The organism is Polyangium spumosum (genome assembly GCF_009649845.1).
Classification (GTDB): domain Bacteria; phylum Myxococcota_A; class Polyangia; order Polyangiales; family Polyangiaceae; genus Polyangium; species Polyangium spumosum.
In genome coordinates, this window is sequence record NZ_WJIE01000026.1 from 20,193 (window position 1) to 39,679 (window position 19,487).

13 protein-coding genes are annotated in these 19,487 nt (G+C 63.9%); 4 read left to right on the plus strand and 9 right to left on the minus strand.

The window, feature by feature from the left end:
• Positions 1–237: 237 nt before the first annotated feature.
• The 4 genes from GF068_RS40625 to GF068_RS40640 form a co-directional block, all read right to left on the minus strand.
• Positions 238–1,680: a type I restriction-modification system subunit M gene (locus tag GF068_RS40625; protein ID WP_153824939.1), complete on the minus strand. Its 1,443-nt coding sequence runs from the start codon at positions 1,678–1,680 to the stop codon at positions 238–240.
• Positions 1,681–1,716: 36 nt separating this feature from the next.
• Positions 1,717–4,059 carry an EcoAI/FtnUII family type I restriction enzme subunit R gene (gene hsdR / locus GF068_RS40630; protein ID WP_153824940.1) on the minus strand — a complete coding sequence of 781 codons (2,343 nt, stop codon included), beginning with the start codon at positions 4,057–4,059 and terminating at the stop codon, positions 1,717–1,719.
• Positions 4,060–4,192: 133 nt separating this feature from the next.
• Positions 4,193–5,467 carry a sigma 54-interacting transcriptional regulator gene (locus GF068_RS40635; RefSeq protein WP_153824941.1) on the minus strand — a complete coding sequence of 425 codons (1,275 nt, stop codon included), beginning with the start codon at positions 5,465–5,467 and terminating at the stop codon, positions 4,193–4,195.
• Positions 5,468–5,473: 6 nt separating this feature from the next.
• Positions 5,474–7,204: a protein kinase domain-containing protein gene (locus GF068_RS40640; protein ID WP_153824942.1), complete on the minus strand. Its 1,731-nt coding sequence runs from the start codon at positions 7,202–7,204 to the stop codon at positions 5,474–5,476.
• Between the two features lie 240 nt (positions 7,205–7,444).
• Between GF068_RS40640 and GF068_RS40645 the strand changes: the two genes are divergently transcribed.
• The 3 genes from GF068_RS40645 to GF068_RS40650 all read left to right on the plus strand — a co-directional run bounded on the left by GF068_RS40645 (position 7,445) and on the right by GF068_RS40650 (position 13,335).
• Positions 7,445–8,386 carry a protein kinase domain-containing protein gene (locus GF068_RS40645; RefSeq protein WP_170319983.1) on the plus strand — a complete coding sequence of 314 codons (942 nt, stop codon included), beginning with the start codon at positions 7,445–7,447 and terminating at the stop codon, positions 8,384–8,386.
• A gap of 160 nt (positions 8,387–8,546) precedes the next feature.
• Positions 8,547–8,714, plus strand: a complete 168-nt coding sequence (locus GF068_RS43980; RefSeq protein ID WP_170319984.1) for a hypothetical protein — start codon at positions 8,547–8,549, stop codon at positions 8,712–8,714.
• A 1,477-nt stretch (positions 8,715–10,191) separates the two neighbouring features.
• Positions 10,192–13,335 (plus strand): NACHT domain-containing protein, encoded by a 3,144-nt coding sequence (locus GF068_RS40650; protein ID WP_153824944.1) that lies wholly within the window; start codon positions 10,192–10,194, stop codon positions 13,333–13,335.
• Between the two features lie 72 nt (positions 13,336–13,407).
• On the opposite strand, the gene tnpC is transcribed toward GF068_RS40650, so the two are convergent.
• The 3 genes from tnpC to tnpA form a co-directional block, all read right to left on the minus strand.
• The gene (tnpC, locus tag GF068_RS40655; protein ID WP_153824945.1) at positions 13,408–15,051 is read right to left on the minus strand and encodes an IS66 family transposase; all 1,644 of its coding nucleotides are present in this window, start codon (positions 15,049–15,051) and stop codon (positions 13,408–13,410) included.
• Positions 15,052–15,154: 103 nt separating this feature from the next.
• A complete protein-coding gene (gene tnpB / locus GF068_RS40660) occupies positions 15,155–15,529 on the minus strand; it encodes an IS66 family insertion sequence element accessory protein TnpB (RefSeq protein WP_153824946.1) in 375 nt (124 codons plus the stop codon).
• A complete protein-coding gene (gene tnpA / locus GF068_RS47525) occupies positions 15,529–15,894 on the minus strand; it encodes an IS66 family insertion sequence element accessory protein TnpA (RefSeq protein ID WP_420814153.1) in 366 nt (121 codons plus the stop codon). The genes tnpB and tnpA overlap by 1 nt, the downstream gene beginning before the upstream one ends.
• Before the next feature lie 136 nt (positions 15,895–16,030).
• On the opposite strand from tnpA, the gene GF068_RS40670 reads away from it, so the two are divergent.
• Positions 16,031–16,402, plus strand: a complete 372-nt coding sequence (locus GF068_RS40670) for a hypothetical protein (RefSeq protein WP_153824948.1) — start codon at positions 16,031–16,033, stop codon at positions 16,400–16,402.
• Positions 16,403–16,639: 237 nt separating this feature from the next.
• On the opposite strand, the gene GF068_RS40675 is transcribed toward GF068_RS40670, so the two are convergent.
• Both GF068_RS40675 and GF068_RS40680 read right to left on the minus strand, forming a co-directional pair.
• Complete coding sequence (locus GF068_RS40675) at positions 16,640–17,464, minus strand: hypothetical protein (RefSeq protein ID WP_153824949.1); 825 nt, start codon at positions 17,462–17,464, stop codon at positions 16,640–16,642.
• On the minus strand, positions 17,464–19,101 hold the full coding sequence (locus GF068_RS40680; RefSeq protein WP_153824950.1) for a HEAT repeat domain-containing protein: 1,638 nt from the start codon (positions 19,099–19,101) through the stop codon (positions 17,464–17,466). Before GF068_RS40680 ends, GF068_RS40675 begins: the two co-directional genes overlap by 1 nt.
• Positions 19,102–19,487 lie beyond the last annotated feature (386 nt).

A 19,487-nucleotide genomic window follows, 5' to 3' on the forward strand; every position in this document is an offset into this window, starting at 1 on the left:
TTATCTCGCTTGTTGCAGCGCGACCACGTGTTGCTTCCTCACTGACGCGCGGGATCGCACTTCGCCCACCCGTACGCGACGTTAACCGGCCTTGAAATGCGAGATGTAGAACGACCCTTCGTAACTGCGCCACGCTTCCTGGCGCATCGGCGAGTGTATCGAGATTCGATAGCAGCCTCTCCGCCTCCGGCGTCAACTCCCGCCGCTCGAAAAGCCCAAGCTGCTTCCTCTTCCCCTTCATCGCGCCGCCCCTTCCAGCGCCGCCCGCAGCTCATCCCTGAGCCGATCCCGCACCTCCGCCACCTCCGCAGAGATCGCCCGATACTCCCGGAGCAACTCCTCCGCATCCCCCGGCCCATCCTCCACGGCTCGCGGATTCTTGATATCGAGGTTGTACCCCCGCTGCTTGATCTCCTCGATCGAAACCTTCCAGGCCTGATCCGTCTCCTTGCGCTTGCTCCACCACTTGCGCTCGGGCTCGAACTCCTCGATCCGCATCGGCTTGGTCTTCGAGTAACTCTTGTACCCCGGCGGATACGGATGCTCGTAGTACCAGACCTCCGTGGTCGGCTTCCCTTTCGTGAAGAACAGAAGGTTCGTCTTGATCCCCGTGTACGGAGCGAAAACCCCCTTCGGCAGCCGGACAATCGTGTGCAGATCACACTCCGTGAGCAGCCGCTCCTTGAGCCGCGTCTTCACGCCCTCGCCGAACAACGTCCCATCCGGCAGAACCAGCGCAGCCCGCCCACCATCCCGCAAGAGCACGGTCAGCAAATACAGAAACAGGTCCGCCGTCTCCCGCGTCCGAAACGCCCCCGGGAACGAATTCTCGATCCCATCCTCCTCGATCCCCCCGAACGGAGGGTTCGTCACGATGACATCGACCTTGTCCTTCTTCCCGTAATCGGCCACCGAGCGCCTCAGCGCATTGTCCCTGCGGATCTGCGTCGGCGCATCGATCTCGTGCAGCACCATGTTCGTCATGCAAAGCAGGTGCGGCAGCGGCTTCTTCTCGATCCCGCGGATCGAAGCCTGGATCGTCTGCTCGTCGGCTTCCGTCTTCTTGTACTTCTCCCGCAGATGCTCGATCGCACAGGCCAGAAACCCGCCCGTCCCGCACGCCGGATCGAGCACCGTCTCTCCGAGCTTCGGATCGACCCGCTCCACCATGAACGCCGTCACCGCGCGCGGCGTGTAATACTCGCCCGCATTGCCCGCTCCGCGCAGATCACTCAGGACCTGCTCGTAGATCCCCCCGATCTCGTGCCGATCCGCCGAACGATTGAAGTCGATATCATTGAGCTTGTTCACCACCTGCCGCAGCAGATGCCCACTCTTCATGTAATTGTAGGCATCCTCGAACACGCTGCGAATCACGGTCGACAGTGGATCCGCGCCGGGAAGCCCCTTCAGCCCGGGGAAAAGCTCGTTGTTGACGAACTTGAGCAGCTCGTCCCCCGTGATCCCCTCCGGATCCGCGGCCCAGGCCCCCCAGCGCAGCTCGTCCGGGATCGGCGAGCGGTACCGCTTCCGCGCCGTCTCCTTCTCGATCTCGCGATCGTCGAGAATCTTGAGGAAAAGCATCCAGACGAGCTGGCCGATGCGCTGGGCGTCGCCGTCGACGCCCGTGTCCTTGCGCATGATGTCCTGGATCGTCTTGATCGTCGTACCGATGGCCATGGCGGGTTATTCGCTACCCCCTTGGCGCGGCCCTCGTCAAGCGTCGTCGTAGAGCGCGCCTTCGAGCGCGGCGACCGCCTTCTCGAACTTCCCCCGATCGCCGAAGGCGCGCACGAGCTCCACGAGGGTGCCCATCTTGTCGAAGGGCCGCAGTTTGAGCTGCTCGGCGTCGTCGAGCGCCTCGAGCCCCTCGTCGACGAACTTCGCGACGAGCCCTTCGAGCACCTTGCGCGCCAGCCCCTTGTGCCGGGCGAGGACCTGCTCCACACCGTCGTTCTTGGCCCGCTCCCGACGCGGAACGAGCGGCGCCCCGAACCCGGCGTGCGCGAGGAGATCGTAGGTGGCGTACCCCTCGCCGTACTTGACGGCGAGATCACCCGTCGCGACGCCCTGCCGTTCGAGCTCCCCGAGCAACTCGCCCCGCTTCTCCACGGCGAGCCAGAGCCGCCGAAGATCCTTGCGTGATTTGCAGACCTCCAGCAGCACCACGCGCGCATGCGCCTCGACGGGCACCTCGATGCGCTTGCCGGCGGCATCGTACCGGTGCACGTCTTCGCGGATGACGGACACCTCCTCGTCGTCGATGTAATACTTCGTCCGACGGGTCCCGCGCCGTGCAGCCGAGGGCGAAGGCGGCGGCTCGTCGATATCGTCGTCCTCGGGCGGGGCGATCGGATCCCCTTCTTTGGGCTCGTAAATCTGCTCGGGCGGACCGTCGAACTTCTCGTCCGCGAAATGCCGCGTGACCCCACGGAAGTCCATGATCGTGAACCAGAACTTGCCGTAATCCTCGCGCAGCCGCGTCCCGCGGCCGATGATCTGCTTGAACTCGGTCATCGAGCCGATCTCCTGGTCGATGACAATGAGCTTGCAGGTCTGCGCGTCGACGCCCGTGGTGAGGAGCTTCGACGTCGTCGCAATCACCGGATAACGAGAGGCCGGCAGGATGAAATCATCGAGCTCGTGCTTGCCCACCGCGTCGTCGCCCGTGATCTTTCGGACGTAGCGCGGGTGGTCGACAACGAGATCGGCGTTCTCCTGGACGAGCGCGGACCGCATCCGATCGGCGTGCTCGATGTCCTCGCAGAAAACGATGGTCTTCGCGAACCGGTCCCCCGTCTGCTTCAGATACTCGGTGACCTTCTGGGCGACGAGCGGGGTGCGTTTTTCGAGCACCACGGTACGATCGAAATCCTTGCGCTGGTAGGTCCGATCCGGGACGAGCTGCCCGTACTTGTCGAACTTCCCCTTGCCGGGGCTGTACCCGTCCACGTCCTTGTCGAACTCGACCCGGATCACCTTGTACGGCGCGAGGAACCCATCCGCGATGCCCTCGCGGAGCGAGTACGTGAAGATCGGCTCGCCGAAGTAATCGATATTGGAGACGGTCTCCGTCTCCTTGGGCGTCGCCGTGAGCCCGATCTGCGTCGCCGACTTGAAGTATTCGAGGATCTCCCGCCAGGCCGAGTCCTCCGCGGCGCTGCCCCGGTGGCACTCGTCGACGATCACGAGGTCGAAAAAACCGGGCGTGAACTGCTTGTAGATGTTCTTCGCCTCCTCCGAGCCCGAGACCCCCTGGTAGAGGGCCATGTAGATCTCGAAGGACTTGTCGACCATGCGATGCTTGATCTTGGTGAGCGCCTTGCCGAGCGGCTGGAAATCGTTGTTGCGGGCCTGGTCGATGAGGACGTTGCGATCGGCGAGGAAGAGGACGCGCTTCTTGACCCCTGCTTTCCAGAGCCGCCAGATGATCTGGAACGCGGTGAACGTCTTCCCCGTCCCGGTGGCCATGACGAGCAGCACCCGCGACTGCCCCTTGGCGATGGCCTCGACCGTGAGATTGACGGCCTTGATCTGGTAATATCGCGGCGTCTTGTCCTCGGTCCCGGGATACCAATCCTGCGCGGCGACGGCCTCCTCGGCGGGCCCGATCTTCCGGAAGGCGCAGTAGCGACGCCAGAGCTCGTCGGGGGTAGGGAAGCGGTCGATGGGGAGCTCGCGCTCGATCTTCTTCGAGGTGCCGGAGAGGTCGTGCTCGAGGAACGCGTCCCCGTTGGTGCTGTAGGCGAGGGGGATGCCGAGGAGCTCGGCGTACGCGAGCGCCTGCTGCATGCCGGCGCCGACGGCGTGGTTGTTGTCCTTGACCTCGATGACGGCGACGGGGAGGTTCGGCTTGTAGAAGAGGACGATGTCCGCGCGCTTGCCGGTGTTGGGGATCCGGTGCTGGCCGGCGCGGGGCTTCGTGGTGACGCGGTCGGCGGTGAGGGTGAACTCCTCGCGGATCTGAAGGGAGAGGTCCCAGCCGGAGGAAGGACGCGTCAGCGCGGGGAGGACGAACTTCGTCGTGATGTCGCGTTCGCTGAGGGCCTTTTTGTTCATGGCGACGCTCGGGGGGGCCGTCAGGTTACCAGGAGGTGGAGAGGAAGGTGAAGGGGTGATCGGTGACCCCGACGAAGGCGCGCGACCCCACCCCTGGCACGGGTGTAAGTCGTGACTACAACCTTGACGGCGGTCACTTCCCTTTCTTCTCGTCGAGCCGCCGCTGCAAGTATCCCCGCGAAATCCCCAGCCGTCTTGCAGCCTCCGATTTATTGCCAGCCTCCGCGATCGCTTTCTCGATTGCCTCGACTGTGGGTGGTGGCGCAGCCGGAGATGCGCGCACCCCGAGCACCTGCTCGACCGCCGATAGCTTGATGCCCATCCCTGGATCCATCGATGCAACCACGCGGTCCAGATCCCGAACGTTGCCCGGCCACCCCTGGAGCATCAAGAGCTCGACCGCCTCGACGTCGACGCGCATCCGCCCGAAATCGAGCTGCCCATACCTACGTTCCCAGAGCGCCCTCATCATGGCAAAAAGGTCTTCGGGACGCTTTGCGAGCGACGGCAAGCGAACGCGATAGGTGAATCGCGCCAGCAGATCCCGCCGGAACGTGCCTCGCTCGACACATTCGGTGAGGTCCCGATTCGTCGCGGCGACGATGGCGACGTCGACCGGCAGCTCACGTGCACCGCCCAGGGACATCACGCCGTGACCATCGAGTACGCGCAAGAGCTTCGGCTGCGAAGAGGTCGGCAACTCCCCGAGTTCGTCCAGAAAAACGGCACCGCCGTGGTGTGATCGCAGCACTCCCGGCCTGGCCTCCACGCTCCCCGAAAATGCTCCTCGTTCCCAGCCGAAGAGCTGTCCCTCGAAGAGCGTCTCCGGGATACCGGCCACGTTGACGGCCGTGTACTTGTGCAATCGACCGAGCGCCCGCGCCACCTCCTGCGCCAGCGCCTCCTTTCCGGTTCCCGTCGGACCTTCGATCAGCACGGGATGCATTCGACGCACGCCGATTGCCGCCACGGCCGCGCGAACGTCCGTGAGTCCGAAAGGCCCGACGAGGCTTCCCAGCGGCTCCACGGGTCGAAGCGGGCCTCGATACGCCTCCCGAAAAACGAGCAACGTGCCGCCGATGCGCAAAACCGTGCCATCCTCGATGGGCACCTTCGTCCCAGCTTCGAGCCGGTGCCCGTTCCGGTAAGTAAAATTGCGCGAGCCGAGGTCTTCGACCTTCCAGCGCCCTCCCTCGAACATGAACGCAAGGTGCTGGCCGGAGACCTTGGCATCGACGATGCCGGCGTCTGCAAGCCAAAGACGCCCGACCGGCTTACCCAGCGGAGGCGTCGGTAAGGCGGCTGATTCAGGGAATGCCGCGAGCAAGACGGGGCGCCCGCGGTCCGCTTGCTCGGCGGTCGGTGGTCGATGCTCCTCGGTGGTCGGTGGCAAACCGGGTCGGGTCATGGCTTCTCAGTCCAGATAAACGAGTACATGGACGGGCGCGGTCTCGCGGGGGCCGACGCGCAGCCTGAGCCCCCGGCAGAGAACCGAGCTCTTGAAACCTTCTCGATTATCGGCAATTCGCTGTTCGGGGTAAAGATCCTTGGTCCCCTCGACGATACGTACGAGGATGCGGCCGTACGCCAGGTCCTTCGTGCTCGCACGCAGGACGTGCACGCGGTCTCCGCCGTCGCGCGCGATGTTCGACATCGGGGCGCAGGCGCGCTCACCGGTCCTCTCATTGCGCATGCATACCATCGCGCGCGGGTGGGTACCCGTCAGATCCCTGTTCCCCTCGATCGCCACGGCCCCTGTTACGCGGAGGCTCCAGGTTTGCTCGATGAGGGGCTTGTCCTCGCAATGATCCGGATTGCACGCACGCCCTGACTGACACCCGCCTCGACTGTCGCAGCAAGGCAAGGATAGATTTGCGGGGGGCGACTCGACGACGGTCGGCCGCACCGTCGCCGTGGGGACGTTCTTCGGATTGAAGTCGATGGGGATGCCTTCGCTGGAGTTGGCATCGGATTTCCCGCGCATGAACAACCAAAGTACGAACGCGCCTAACGCGGCGGCCCCTGCGAGTGCTAGCAAGAGGAACGGCAAGTTCGGTCCGTTCTTCGAGCCAGAGCGGGTTGGAGGAGGCGGAATGGACTGCGGTGCCGGAGGATAATACCCGCTTGGAGAACTGGCTGTCGGACCTCTGGGAGGAGGCCCGACGGGCGGCGTAGACATCCCCTCGGTGAAGAATACGGGCGTCTGCGCCGATGTTGGCGGGACGTGCGCGGCCGTCGGCGCCGCGTGCGCTTGCGTGGCCCCGGAAAGCGAAGCGCTCCCCGTGCGCAGGATGTCGCGCAATGCGCCGCCATTGGCAGGGCGGCGGCGAGGATCGAGCGCAAGACACGCGCGGAGGGTCGCTACCCAGGGGCTTTCGGACCCAGGCGGCGGCCATGGTAGACGCTGCTCCCAGGCCGCGCGGTATGCGTCGTGGTAGGCCGGCAGCAGAGCATCCGGGGGCAAACCCGTAGGGTGTGCGCCGAAAAGAAGCTCCCAGCCGAGCACGCCGAAGGCGAATACATCACGGGCAAAGCCCTCCCGATCCGGCGACGATGGTCCGGGGAAAACGAGCTCGGGCGGGAGGTAGGGGGTGGTACCGACGACGGCCCCGAACGTCGTGATCGGCGAGGGATTGCCCGCGGGCGCCGATATGCCGAAATCCACAAGCTTGACGCCGCCCGGCGTGAAGGGGGCAGACCAGAACGCATCGGTCACGAGGATGTTGTCGGGTTTGAGATCCCGATGAACGATACCGAGCGCATGCACGTGCGCGAGGACCGCTGCGAGCTGGTCGAGCACGGCGATCCGATACTCGGACCTCATGCGAGCATCCCGAGCCGCCGCAGCCAGGGATTGTCCCTGCACGAGGTCGAAGACGAGCCCGATGAGATCCTCGACCGAGTCCCTGAACAGCTCGCGGCACGGGACGAGCCCGGGGTGCGACACGCCCTGGAGGGCCTGCGCCTCGCGCCATGCCCGCTCTGCCGCGCCCTTCTCGAGCTCGCGGAGGGCGATCAGCTTGAGCGCACGAGGAGCGCCGTCATCGAGGACATCGGATGCTTCCCAGACAGACCCCTGCCCGCCTTTTCCAAGACGTCTCTTCAGTTCGTAGCGGTTGACGCGGGCCCCAGCGTTGATCTCCACGAGTGTAGGTCATACAACGGGAAGGGGCCGAACGGAAGAAAGATGCGCGGGAGCCTGATCGCGATCAGGCGCGTCGGGGGACGAACCTGATCGCTGGCAGCGACGCGGGTCTGACGCAGTACGGCAACCGAAGTCATTTCAAAGACTTGTGCACGCCCTCTGTGAACGAGGACAGGCACGAAGGGTGCGATCCGCAGCGTGTCCGTCGCGCCTGGACGCGACGAACTGAGGAGGAACATCGTGAAGAGTCGATACGAACTACAGGAGAAGCTTGGCGAGGGTGGCTTCGGGGTCGTCCATCGAGCCGTCGACAAGGAGACCGGGCAGGTCGTGGCCATCAAGATCCTGAAGGATCGAAGCCCCGACGGGAAGGCCCGCTTCCAGCGCGAGGCCCTGATGCTCTACAAGGAGCTCGACAACCCGTTCATCGTGGATCTCGTCGACCATGACCTCGAGGCCGAGGAGCCGTACATCGTCCTCGAGTTCTGCGATCAGGGCTCGCTCCGCAACCTGATCGGTAAATTGACCTGGCGGTCCGTGGCCGGGATCCTGGTCCAGGTGATCGAGGGGTTGCGAGCCATCCACGACAAGAAGGGGTTTCATCGTGACCTCAAGCCCGACAATTTGCTTGTAAAGACCGAGGAGCCTCGCACGTTCGTCGTGAAAATTGCCGATTTTGGCCTGGCGCGGGTTCCTGGCGTCGGAACCATGATGACGAGAGGCCCCGGAGGTACACGAGGGTACATCGCCCGAGAGATTCTCGAGGGCGATGCATTCAGCGCCGCAGCGGACATTTATTCGCTCGGCGTCGTGGTCACGGAGCTCTTGACCGGCGCAAGGGACCCGTCGGCTCTCCAGAACGCGGACCTGCCCCCGGCGTTCCGGAACCTCGTCCTCGATATGACGAGCGACAAGCCCGAGAACCGCCCGGACGCTGGTCGGATCGCGGCGGTGCTCCTATCCCTGCTCAATCCGCCGCCCGTGCAGATTCCCCAGCAGCAGCGGGCGCCCGTGGCAAACCCATCCGCCGCATCGGGGTTGTCGGCGCCCGTCGTGATCGGCGGTTTGCTCCTGACCGTCGCGGCGTTCACGGCCCTCGCCGCGCTCGCCGAGGGGCGTCCGGAGTGGGACGAGAGCGTTCGACGATACCGAGGGAAGGATGGTCGATTCAAGAAGCCGTGACGGGACCGATCGCGATCACGGCCGCTGCCCGGACAGATGATCGCGAGCAGCAGAAGCGCTGCGGAATGAGCGGCACGTATCGCGAAGGCGAGCGGCACGACCCATGCAATGACCAATGCACGCGCCGAGACTGGTGCGTGCATACGAAGGAGACTCGACGATGTCGAAGCATCAACCGAAGCCCAACGATCAGCGTTCCGACGTGAAGAATCCCAACAACCCCGCGTACCGGGACGACCGCAACAACCGCATCGAACAAGGGCACCCCAACGTGCCCCCGCCGCCGCAGGGCCAGCCGCCGGCCCCCAAGCAGGAGCCGAAGAAGTAGCGTGAATCGCGCGGGGCGCCCCTCACGTCGGGGGCGCTCCGCGCCCCTTCGCTTTCGTGTAACCACTTACCACGTGTAGCTTCCGCTTCATGCGGTCCCCCGCGCGTTTGTGCGCTCAACCTCATGCGCCTCACGGCGATGCTCGCGCACCCCCCAGGGCGCTGCGCACGTCACGCGCTGTTCGGTAGGACCGTTCGTGCAGGGCGCCGCTCGTCCGCCAGGATGCCTGCGTCCGCCCGCTTGCCGGAGAGCTTGCTGGAACGTCAAGCTGGCGTTTGCCCTGGCCGCCCTCCGTCTCTTCTGTGGCCTCACGATGGCCTCAACCCACATCCCAAGACGTCTCCAGATGTCTCGCCATGTCGCCTCCCCCGCCCTCGTCAAACTTCGCAAAAGTGGCTGGAATGATGCTGTTTCCGATGTCCTTCTCAGGGGTTAGCGAGGACCACCTCGCGCCCCGAGCCCGCATTTCCTAAACCGAAGGTCGCAGGTCCGATTCCTGCCGGGGGTGCCAGTAGTTCCGCGGACTTAGCTCACGTTCTTGTGCCGCCGGTCATCAGCCTTGGCCTTGTGCCGCCCCTGGAGGGGGAAACGGGGCGGTGTCAAGGGGGAGAGGCGCAGGGCGAACGGACGGGGGCGAGCGGTGAAGCCGGCCCGGGGACGACGGCCCGCGACGAGGTGAGCGTACCCACGGAAGGGCCGACTGCCGCAAAGTCGGATGCCGGACGCGCAGCGGGGCACCTCGTCGAGCTTGCGCGTGCCCTGGCTGACGTGGTGGTCGGGGCCATCGCTGCAAGCGATGCAGAGGCCGCGTGGGTGGCCCTGGGTAGGCTGGCGAGCGTCGTGGAGAAGGCACATGCGATTCGGGCGGTACCGGAGAGCGACGACCAGCGGATAGGTTGATAGACGAACGCTCCGATCACGATGCCCGCAACGGGTGGTCACGATGGCGCGAAACGGGTGGTCACGATGGCGCGAAACGGGTGCGCAATGGTGGGCATGTGGAGCGGGCTGCCGCGCTTCCTGGAGGACCTGCTGATCCCGCTGGATATTGCCCGCAGTCGGTCGCCACCGCATCGGAAAAGGCAGCTCCACTGAGGCACGTCATGTCAAAAATGTGAATTTTCTAACACTTACGATCGTGCAGCCCCCCGCGCGTCGAGGACCTACTGATTCCCTCTTGCAGGTCGGCAAAGGTTGTGAGACGCGTACCTTTGTGAGTCTGGATGCTGTCAGGGGGTTCTGGTCAGCCAACCAGGCGTTCCCGTCTCACCACGACGCCCAAGGGGCTGCCCGACGGGCTCAAGAAACTGCGCCTTCCGGCGGGCCGCGTTGGCCGAGGCTCGACGAACCTGGGACCCCGCATGCCTGCGCGCCGTCTTGAAGCCATGGGGGCGCCCATTCTGCACGATTTGGGTACTGCTGTAACAGTGGAACGCCCGCACGAACGCTCCTGCTACGGCTCGGGGGTGGTCTGAGGATGCCGGCCGCCGGTGGACCGACCACACAGTCCGGCATCCACTACCAGGATGCGCTGGCCGCCCTCTATCTCGGGCGCATGTGTGATCCGCGAGAGCGGCCGCTGAGAGATCACGTGCGCGAGGTACGCGTCGAGGCACCCGCAGAAGTAGATGACATTGAAATCGTGTTCGCTCACGGCGGGCGCAGCTGGATACAGGCGAAAGAGCGGATTCGCGTCGGAAGCGAAGAATGGGTAACCGCGTGGCAAAGCTTTGAGAACAGGCGATTTGCGGCCGATTTCGGCAAGGAAGATCGCTTGGTGCTTTGGCTTGGGATGACGTCAACCACGCACGAAGCTGTTGCCGAGGCAGCTCGCCGCGCGTGTTATGCAAGAGACCCTGAGGAGTGGTGGAACGATCTGTCGAGCGAACAGCAGACCGCTGTCAACGCCGTCCAGGGGTTGCTTTCTGAAGTGAATCGCAACCACGAGACGCTGTTCGCGCTGCTAGCAGCGACGGCGATTGAGATTGCGCCAACGGAGCGATTGCGAAGGGATTTTGTCCCTCAGTGGATGCCGCAATGCCATGAGACATCATCGGAAAGCTTGTTCGATATACTTGTCTCCAAGGCTGCGTCCGGTGCGCGGTATCGGCGCATCTTTACTGCGGCTCAATTGCTCCAGGAGCTGCGGGAGCAAGGAATTCGGATCGTCGACGTCCGCCCGGGGGTCGCTGCATACCGGGCTGCAATTGGTCGACTCTATGGGCCAATGAGTATCCCCGGAACTTCTCTCGTCGGTATGACGAAGAGTTCCTTTCTATGGCCGACGCTGAGGGTTTGGGAACGTGAGCGTCCGCGCGTCCTGCTCGACGATGAGTACGTCCAAGAGGCCGGCGATCCGGTGGACCCGCACGCACTACCCGAAGGCGCCCGCTCACGAGTCGTGATCGTTTCAGGGGCGGGTGGGGGAAAGTCGGCGCTGCTTCGTGCGCTCGCCCATCGGCATGCCGACTCAGTCTGGGTCCCCGTCCTCATCTCACTTGCGGACTTGGCCCGCTCACAACGTCCGATAGCTGCGTTCCTGGACGAAGAGGTGTCGACCAAATTCGGCATCTCTGTCGACTGGACAGAGCTCGCTGAGAGCGGAATGCTGCTGCTCCTGCTCGACGGGCTCGATGAATTGTCGCTGCGCGAGAGAACTCAAGTCCTGGAAGCTGTGACGACGTTCTCAGCGCGCTTCCCAGACGTTCCCTGGATTCTAACTGCTCGTGAGACCGGAGCCTTGGCGGCGCCAATGGGCGCGCGCATTCTCGAACTGCAACCCCTGAGAGATGACCAGATCGAAGCATTCTGCTCAGGGTGGTTACCGTCAGGTCACGAAGGGAAGGCGCAGCAGATTGCTATCGCTATCGCCCGCAGCCGCGAAGTCCGGCGCATGGCAAGGGTCCCATTGCTGTTGTGTCTCATGGTCGACCATGCGATGACACAGTTCACGCCGCTGCCGGCCCGTCGAACGGAGCTGATCGAGCGCTATATCGCCACGCTCCTCCGTCCTGACGCTCACAAACCAACCACAACGTTGCCGGACGATTTGAAGCTTCGCAGCGCGGCAGAGCAGCTCGCGTTCGCCGCGCTTGAACGCGGGGGCGTAGAGGTGTCGTCCCGAGACGCAATGCGCGTCCTCTCGGAGTCGCCGGCACAACTACTCTCCGCCCTTAAGTCGTGTGGCGTGCTCCGCGAGCAAGTAGGCGCGTATAGCTTCGTGTTCCCACTGATCCAAGAGTATCTCGCCGGGTGCTACATCCAAGAGCATCTTCCCCATGAAGTCGTGCGACGCTTTTCGGAGGATATTTCTCGGCCTTGGGCGCAAGCACTCGTGTTTGCCATCGAACAGTCGAACGATGCGGACGCACTCATCAATCGCATTCTGGAACTGCCCGATGACGCATTTCAAACAACACTGATGGCGGTCGGAAGGTGCGTTGCGAACGGGGCACGGGTGACGCCCGCCACTCGTAAGCGCATCGGGGATGCGCTCGCCGAGCGCTGGAAGTCGCAGACCGCACCGTCTGGCGTCGGAAAGCTGATCGCGGACGGGTTCGTTCATCCCATGTCCGAAAGTGTACGGCAGCGCCTCGAGAACGGGGAAGGTCTGCACGAAGGGGGAGCCGAGATCATCGTGGCCGCGGAAGATGACTCGCTTACCGAGTCCGTGCTTCGAGCGGTGTGTGCTGTAGGATTCCCGGGGCATGTGACAGCGTGGCAGGTAGCGATCGATCGAATTGCCGCTCGGGCAGCATCAATTTATCTGGAGCGCGCCCGTCAAACGATCACAAAATTCCCTGAGCGTGAAGTGATGTGGTTGGCGTACCTGCTGAGCAAGCTCGCGACCGCACCTACTTTCGACGATCCGCGCATGCGTGCTGCTGTTGATCCGGACATGAATCCTTTGATTCGTCTGGCGGCTCTTGTGCGACTGAGAAAGCTCGGCGAAGGCAGCGACGAGAAGCTGGTTAGTAACGCGCTGACCGACTTCTGGAAACATGAACTCCCTCACCCGTCTCCGGTATTCGACCTAATCTGCAACGCGATGTGGGAGTTGCCGGATCCCGTCTCGGCCTGGCGACGAGAACTACGTCGAATCGAGTCGGTTGAACTTCACACATCCCCGCGCGACTGGTGGCTCCACGAGATGTCACCTCAAGAGGCATACTGGCGGCCATTGATGTGTAGCATCGCCGACAAGACGCCTGCCGAAGCGGCGGTTAGATGTCTGCGTGAGCTTGAACGTGAGGAGCGCCTTGCTGGGGGGCGCCTGCACGCCACTTGGCTTACGCGCGCGTTCCTTGGCGATAGTGACGCATTCGCAGCCGTTACCGAACACCTTCCCAACTTGCGGCGTTCCGACATCGTTGCCTGGTTGCAGCTCGTGGGACGGCACAGTTACGATGTCGTCGCCAAGGGCATCTTGCGGCTGATATCAGTCGAGAGAGCTGCGCGGCTAGAGCTGTCCCATATGCTCGCGTTCGTGCTTACCCACGAGTTGGAGGTTCGGAACCCATGGAGCGGTTCGAGCGGACGTGCGCGTCGTCTGCATGCGGCAGCCGGCGAGGGGGGTCGGGTACTGCGCGCCTGGGCAGACGAAGCGGCTACTGGGTCGTAACCACCCGACCAACCGCACCCCCAAGGTCGGCGCTGTCCCTCGCGCGCCGCTCGCGCCGGATCCCGCCGCCGCTCACCCCTCCGCCGCGCCGATCCCCGGCTTCCACACGTTCGGCAACAGCTCGTCGAGCCGGTCCTTCGGCCAGCCCGATTGCAGCTTCTCGATCACGTCCGTCAGATATGCGAGCGGATTGACCCCGTTCATGTGGCACGATCCGGTCACCGTGTAAGCAATTGCGAGCCTCTCCGCGCCCCGGTCCGACCCTGCGAACAGGAAGTTCTTCCTTCCGAGCGCAATCCAGCGCAGCCGCCGCTCGACCTCGCCGTTGTCGATCTCGAATCGCCCATCGCTGAAGCACCGCCGAAAGGACGCCTCGTGCTTCTTCGCGTAGTGCGTCGCCTTGTAGAGCGGCGTCTTCGGCACCTGCTGCGGGTGTATCTCGTGCACCCATCGGTAAAACTCGTCGAGGACCGGCGCGCTGCGCGCCTTCCTCTCCGCGAGCCGCTCCTCCGCCGATAACCCGCGCTCCTTGTAATCTCGCTCCAGGTCGTAGAGCCGACGAATCAGCGACAGCGCCACCGCGCCCGTCGTATTGCCGAGCTTCGTCGCCTCCTCGAACTTCCGCCGGATGTGCATTCCGCACCCGAGCCGACGCTCCGTCGACGCCAGCGGCACGCCGTCGCTATCCGCGTCGTCCGCCGGATCCGCCTTCCCAGCCAGGATCTTGTCGTATCCCGCGTATCCATCGCCTTGCAGGTATCCGCGATATCCCTTCAGGAACGCGGCCGGCCCCTCGGCCGACCAGCTCGGCGTGTAGTGGAATGCGACCAGGCCGCCGCCCACGTAGCCCCAGATGTGGCCCTTCTTCACGCCCTGGGGGTGATCCCGGTCGAGCACGCGCATTCCCGTGTCGTCGCACCGCACATACCCCGAATCGAGCACCCACCGCACGACCCGGCCCCAGAGTGGCTCGAGCACGTCCACCGAGAACGCCGCCCAATCGCCGATCGTCGAGGGCGACAGGCGCACGCCCATCCGCTCGAACTCCTTGGCCTGCCGGTAGAGCGGCATTGAATCCTCGTGCTTGTCGACGACGATCTTCGCGAGCAGCCCCGGACCGGGGCGGCCCCGCTCCATCACCTTCTCGCTCGGAGCGGCGACGACGCCGGCCTGGCAAGCGCGGCACGCGAGCTTCTCCCGGTCCTCCTCGATCACGACGAACTGGGCCGGGACGAATTCGAGGATCTCGCTCCGGATGAACCCGATGCCGCTCTTCTCGACGCCACACTCGGCGCACTTTCGCTCGGCCGCCGGCACGCGCACGATCTTCGACTTGCGCGGCAGATGCGCCGGCAGCGCGCTGCGGCCCTTGTGCGGCGGCGACTTCGGCTCGGGATTCTTCTTCTCGGGCTCCGGCGCGGGCGGCGGGGCGTCCGGGGCCGCATTGCGAGCCGCATCCGGCGCCGCGTCGCCCAGCGCATCGAGCATCAGAGAGAGCTGCGCCGCGCTGACCTTCTCGGAACGGCGCCCATAAAGCGCCCGGAGCGCGGTCTGGAGCCGCGCCGTGAGCGCCGTGTTTTCGTCCCGCACGCGGGAGAGCAGCCCCAGCACGAGCTCGATAAGCTCCTCGACGCGGCCCTCGTGGGCCATCGACTCGAGCTTCGCGCGCACGGGCGCGAGGTCATCCTTGCTGGCGTTTGTCCCCGGGGAAGGCATGCCCGGTCTGTAATGCGCGCGAAGCCCATTTGCAAGCCGAATCGTCCCGGCATGGTTTGCCCGCGGCTCCACGGGCGAACCACCGGTCCCGGACGACAAACCGTCAAGCGGTGCGCGAGGGCCGGGGCAGGAGCCGGAACCGCTTGCGGCGCTGGGCGTCGCTGAGGTCGATGCCTTCGAGGAGCAGGCCAAGCTCCGCGGCGTCGACCTCCAAATGGCGCGCGTCGGGCGACGCGGGCAAAGGCAGGTGGAACCGGCCGCGCGCGAGGCGCTTCGCGATGATGCAATACCCGGTGCGATCCCAGAACAGCACGCGGATCTGATCCCCGCGACGATTACGGAACACGAAGAGGTGGCCCGAGGTCGGATCCTGGCCGATGAGCTGCGCCACCGCGGCGGAGAGACCATCGAAGCTCTTCCGCATGTCGGCGGGCGTCGTCGCCACGTAAATGCGCAGGGCGGGAGGGAGCGTGAACATCAGGAAGACTCCGCCTCGCCGAGCAGATCGAGCACACGCCGGAGGGTATCCGCGTCGAATCCCGGGCCGACGCGGATCGTGTGACGGCCATCGACGACGATCTCGACGGGGCCGAGCGGGGCAGGCGGGGCATTCTCCGGGGCTACCGGGCGCTCGACGACGTGGACGGGAAGAAATGCAGGATGCGATTCGAGCATCGGGGTCGAATCTTCGCGCATCGCGCCCCGTTTCCGTAGAGCCCAGCGCCACCAATGAAGGCTGCGCGGCTCGACCTTGACCTTGGCGCCAAACTCCCCAGCCGTCAGGCCGCTGTCCTGCCATCGCGCGACCAGCCGACCCCATTGCTTCGCCGTCCTCCGTGCCATTCGCCCTCCAGGTGCGTCGAGGAGAGGGTGAGCCAGGGGGAGACCGGGGGGAAGGTGGGGTTGGTCGGGTGGTTACACTGGGTCTGCCGAACGGATTGAATGCTTGGTTGGAGCGTTGAAGCTTGGCGAAGGAGCCGTGCTCACCGTGCTCGCACGTGAGTTTGACGAGCGCCTCGCCAAACCAGCAGCGCTTGATTTTCTTACCGATCACGCGATGGCGAACGCGCTGAGCGCGCTCGCCGATGAAGGACGTCCGTGCTCGTTGGCCATTTTGAAACAATCATTTCTTCGCAGTACAGCCAACCTGGCAAACCGGGCACGTGGGCAGATGGTAGCGGCAGCCAGCGCCGAGGCACTCGATTTGATACTAGAACTTCACGAAAACGCGGTCGGGCGGGTGAAAATGGATCTGGCAGCCAGTGCGGAGCAGCTTGCTCAGAGGCTGGGCCAGCGCGTTGATCGTGAGTCAAACGGCAAGCTTTATCGTGTCACACGGAAGCCGGTATAGAATGGCGCTTTACCCCAACGTACCTCCTCGCCCGCCCCCCGTCCCGACACCGACGGAACGAAACGCAGGGGGGCGAATCGGGTGCCAAAGCGTTGAACGGCGCCCGTATTGCGGCGAGCGATCTCGCGGGAATGATGTGGAGGAGCGTTTCTCGAAAAAGGAGGTATCCCGGGGCGAGATACAACGGGGGTTGAGGTACGCGCGGGGAACCCAATGGGTCATCGACCGTGGCTGCTGTCAGCCCGTCTCCGGAAACGTAGCCTTGTCCGCGCTGGGCTTGGCGGCGCTTGGCTCGGTGGCGCGCACCTCAGCCGCAATCACCTCGCTGCCGCTGTGCTCGCTTCCGCTGCTCGTGATCGCGCTTAGCTCGGTTGCGCCGGGCTCGGTGGTGCACACCTCAGCCGCGATCACCTCGTTACCGCGAGGCTCGCTCCCGCCGTGCATGGTCGCGCTTGGCTCGGTGGCGGGCACATCTGCCGCGATCACGTCGCTTCCGCTGGGCTCGCTCCCGCTGGGCCTGGCGGCAGTTGACTCGCTCTTTGGGGTTTGGGAGGGGCCGCCACCTTCGTCATCTTTCTTGCGCATCCACTTCTCCCAATCTTTTTTTCCCACGCATACTCCCACCCACTCAGGATCCTGCGCCGCCTGCCTGTCTTTGGCATAGCTCCGGATTTCCCGCGAAGGCGACTCTATGGTTCGATGGGGGCTTGCGTCGCACAACCCGCGAACAAACGCTCGCAGAGCATCCGCGCTATCGAAGCGCAGTTCTCTATGGGCGTCGGCAGTAAATTTGAACCCGGTGGTCCCCTGGGTTGTGGCTTTATTCGGCCCACTAAAGCCAGCCACATCAACACTGACGAATTGCCTTGGCGGAGAAGATAGACACCCGATGGCATGTTCTGCATGCGTCTGCACCACCTGTGGCGCCTCGCCAGCTATCTCGTACACGGATAGCGACGTATCAGGCTTGCCATCCTTCGTGTAGAAGATTGCCAGAAGAGTGTCCTCAAAATCCTCTTCCCGGAATGCGGCTCGCCGCTTGAGCCATCGCAGCAGCAACATCAGCCGTCCTCCAACACACTACGCGCCGCATCCTGCACTTCTTCGATTGGATCTGACTCGGCAACAGCACGAATGCGCCCCATGACTTCCTCAGTCAGATGCGATGCCAGTCCGTACAACGCCCCCTCCCGCACCAGTGGCGACTTATGACCCAACAGGCGCAAGAGTACGGGCGCGACGATTGCCGATTCAGTAATCGCGCCGGCCGCCTCCGCCGCATGCGTCAGATGTCCGGGGCGCAAGCTGCCGTCCTCCAGCATTTTCAAGAGCCTACCCGGATCATGCTGTGCCAGATGCTCGAACATGGCCTCACAAGGCGCCTCCCATGCCAGGTCCTTGAGATCCGGCGGTTGAGGCTCGGGGGGCGTCCCCGGCTCCGCGGCGCCCGGCTCAGGCACATTCTGAGGCTCCACGACGCGCGGGGATGGTTCTCGGCTGGACCCTATCGTGTGGTCCTCAACTTGCGAGGGACGCTCTACGCTGCCCGTATCAGCCGCATCCGGAGGTACCGCGACGCCGGAGGGGGGTTCGTCGGCGGGGGCCATCGTTTGGTGCTCGGCCGGTGCGGAGCTTTCCACGCGGCTATCAGCCGCATCCGGCGGCGCCACGATGCTCGGCGATGGGTCCTGTCCATCCTGACCGAAAGCAAGCTCGAGCTGTGCCTCTGTGAATGGCACCTCAACACACTGATCCACACGGGTGATACGAAGTAGCGTGCCGTTGCGCCGATCGTACCTCCCCCGCCCGATCACCTGCAATTGGGTTGAGGCGTGGAGGTACAACGCCTTCGTGATTTTAGCCTCCTGCTCGGGCGTAAATTCGATGGGAACGGCGTGACCATCGATTTTTATTGCACCATCGTGCCTCTCGATATCCGCACGCGTAATCGTACCGACGACGTTTACAGGATCTTCGGCATCATGCAGGAGCACGCCCTCTGATGACAAAGAGGGCTGCAGGGGTTGCTGCGATAATTTTGACGAGTAATCGGCAAATGTTTTTGTGTCGCCTGATTGCAGCAGCAACTTAATAGGCTCAGCTTGCGCTTCGCCGCTTGCTGCGTCTTCGGGAAGGCTTGCAGCCTTGGTCGTTTCAACCGCGTTGTTTGTGTTTGCCGGCAGATCATGTCGAAGTGAGGCGCTGACTGGCACTTCTACTTCGTATGCCTCGTCGGGTCCCAGCGATCCGGTAATATGGCGCAGATGCCGGGCTGCGCCCTGTGAAATATCGGTTGCAGGCACTTTCCCGCCTACGATTTCCGATGAGGCCAAGGCCACATGGGCGACGGCCTTGCGAAGATTCGGGCGGTTAGACTTCGGTCGTGGCCTCGTCGTCTCTACCTGCGGCAAGTTTTGCTGCTTATCTGGCTGAGCCGGAGCTTCTTCGACGAAGGGCGTGCGGATCGCGAGCGCGGCACTGCCCTTGCCGATTTCAAATATTTTCAGAACGATACTATCTTCAAAATTATCCGGCAACCGCTTGCTGTCCGGATTCTCCTGGCGCCAAACCTGCTTGGCAGCCTCCACGATCGTTTCGCGGAGATGGACCATGACGGCCAAGTCCCTCAGCTCGATGCCGTGGTCATCGAACCGGGGCCCCTTGAACTTCCAGACCAGGAGAGTCTCCCAACCATCCATGGATGCCAACATCCTACCACCAAGGACAGATGGAGAGGCAAGCAGAGGATGATCAGGATGCAGCGAAGCATGTGTCCAGCCGCAGAGACGTGCGCTGCGCCGAAGCCACTGAACCTTTCCGAAAGTTTCCGCTGAACGGGCGTCCGCCTGCGCACCTAGACAGCCTCCACCGGGGCATGCAACGTCTGTGCATTCAGCCGTGTTGGCTTCGCGAGCGCTCGTCACTGGCGCGCGGCGTGTTCCTTGATCAGTCTGCGGGTGCCTTCGCAGGAGCCATGCAGCAACCACGTGACGGCGCTTGCACTTCCCCGGCGGGTACTCGAGATCCGTGATCTTCTTGCTCCCCATCGGCCGGCCGGGGGGCGTCACGGGGTTGCACGAGCAAC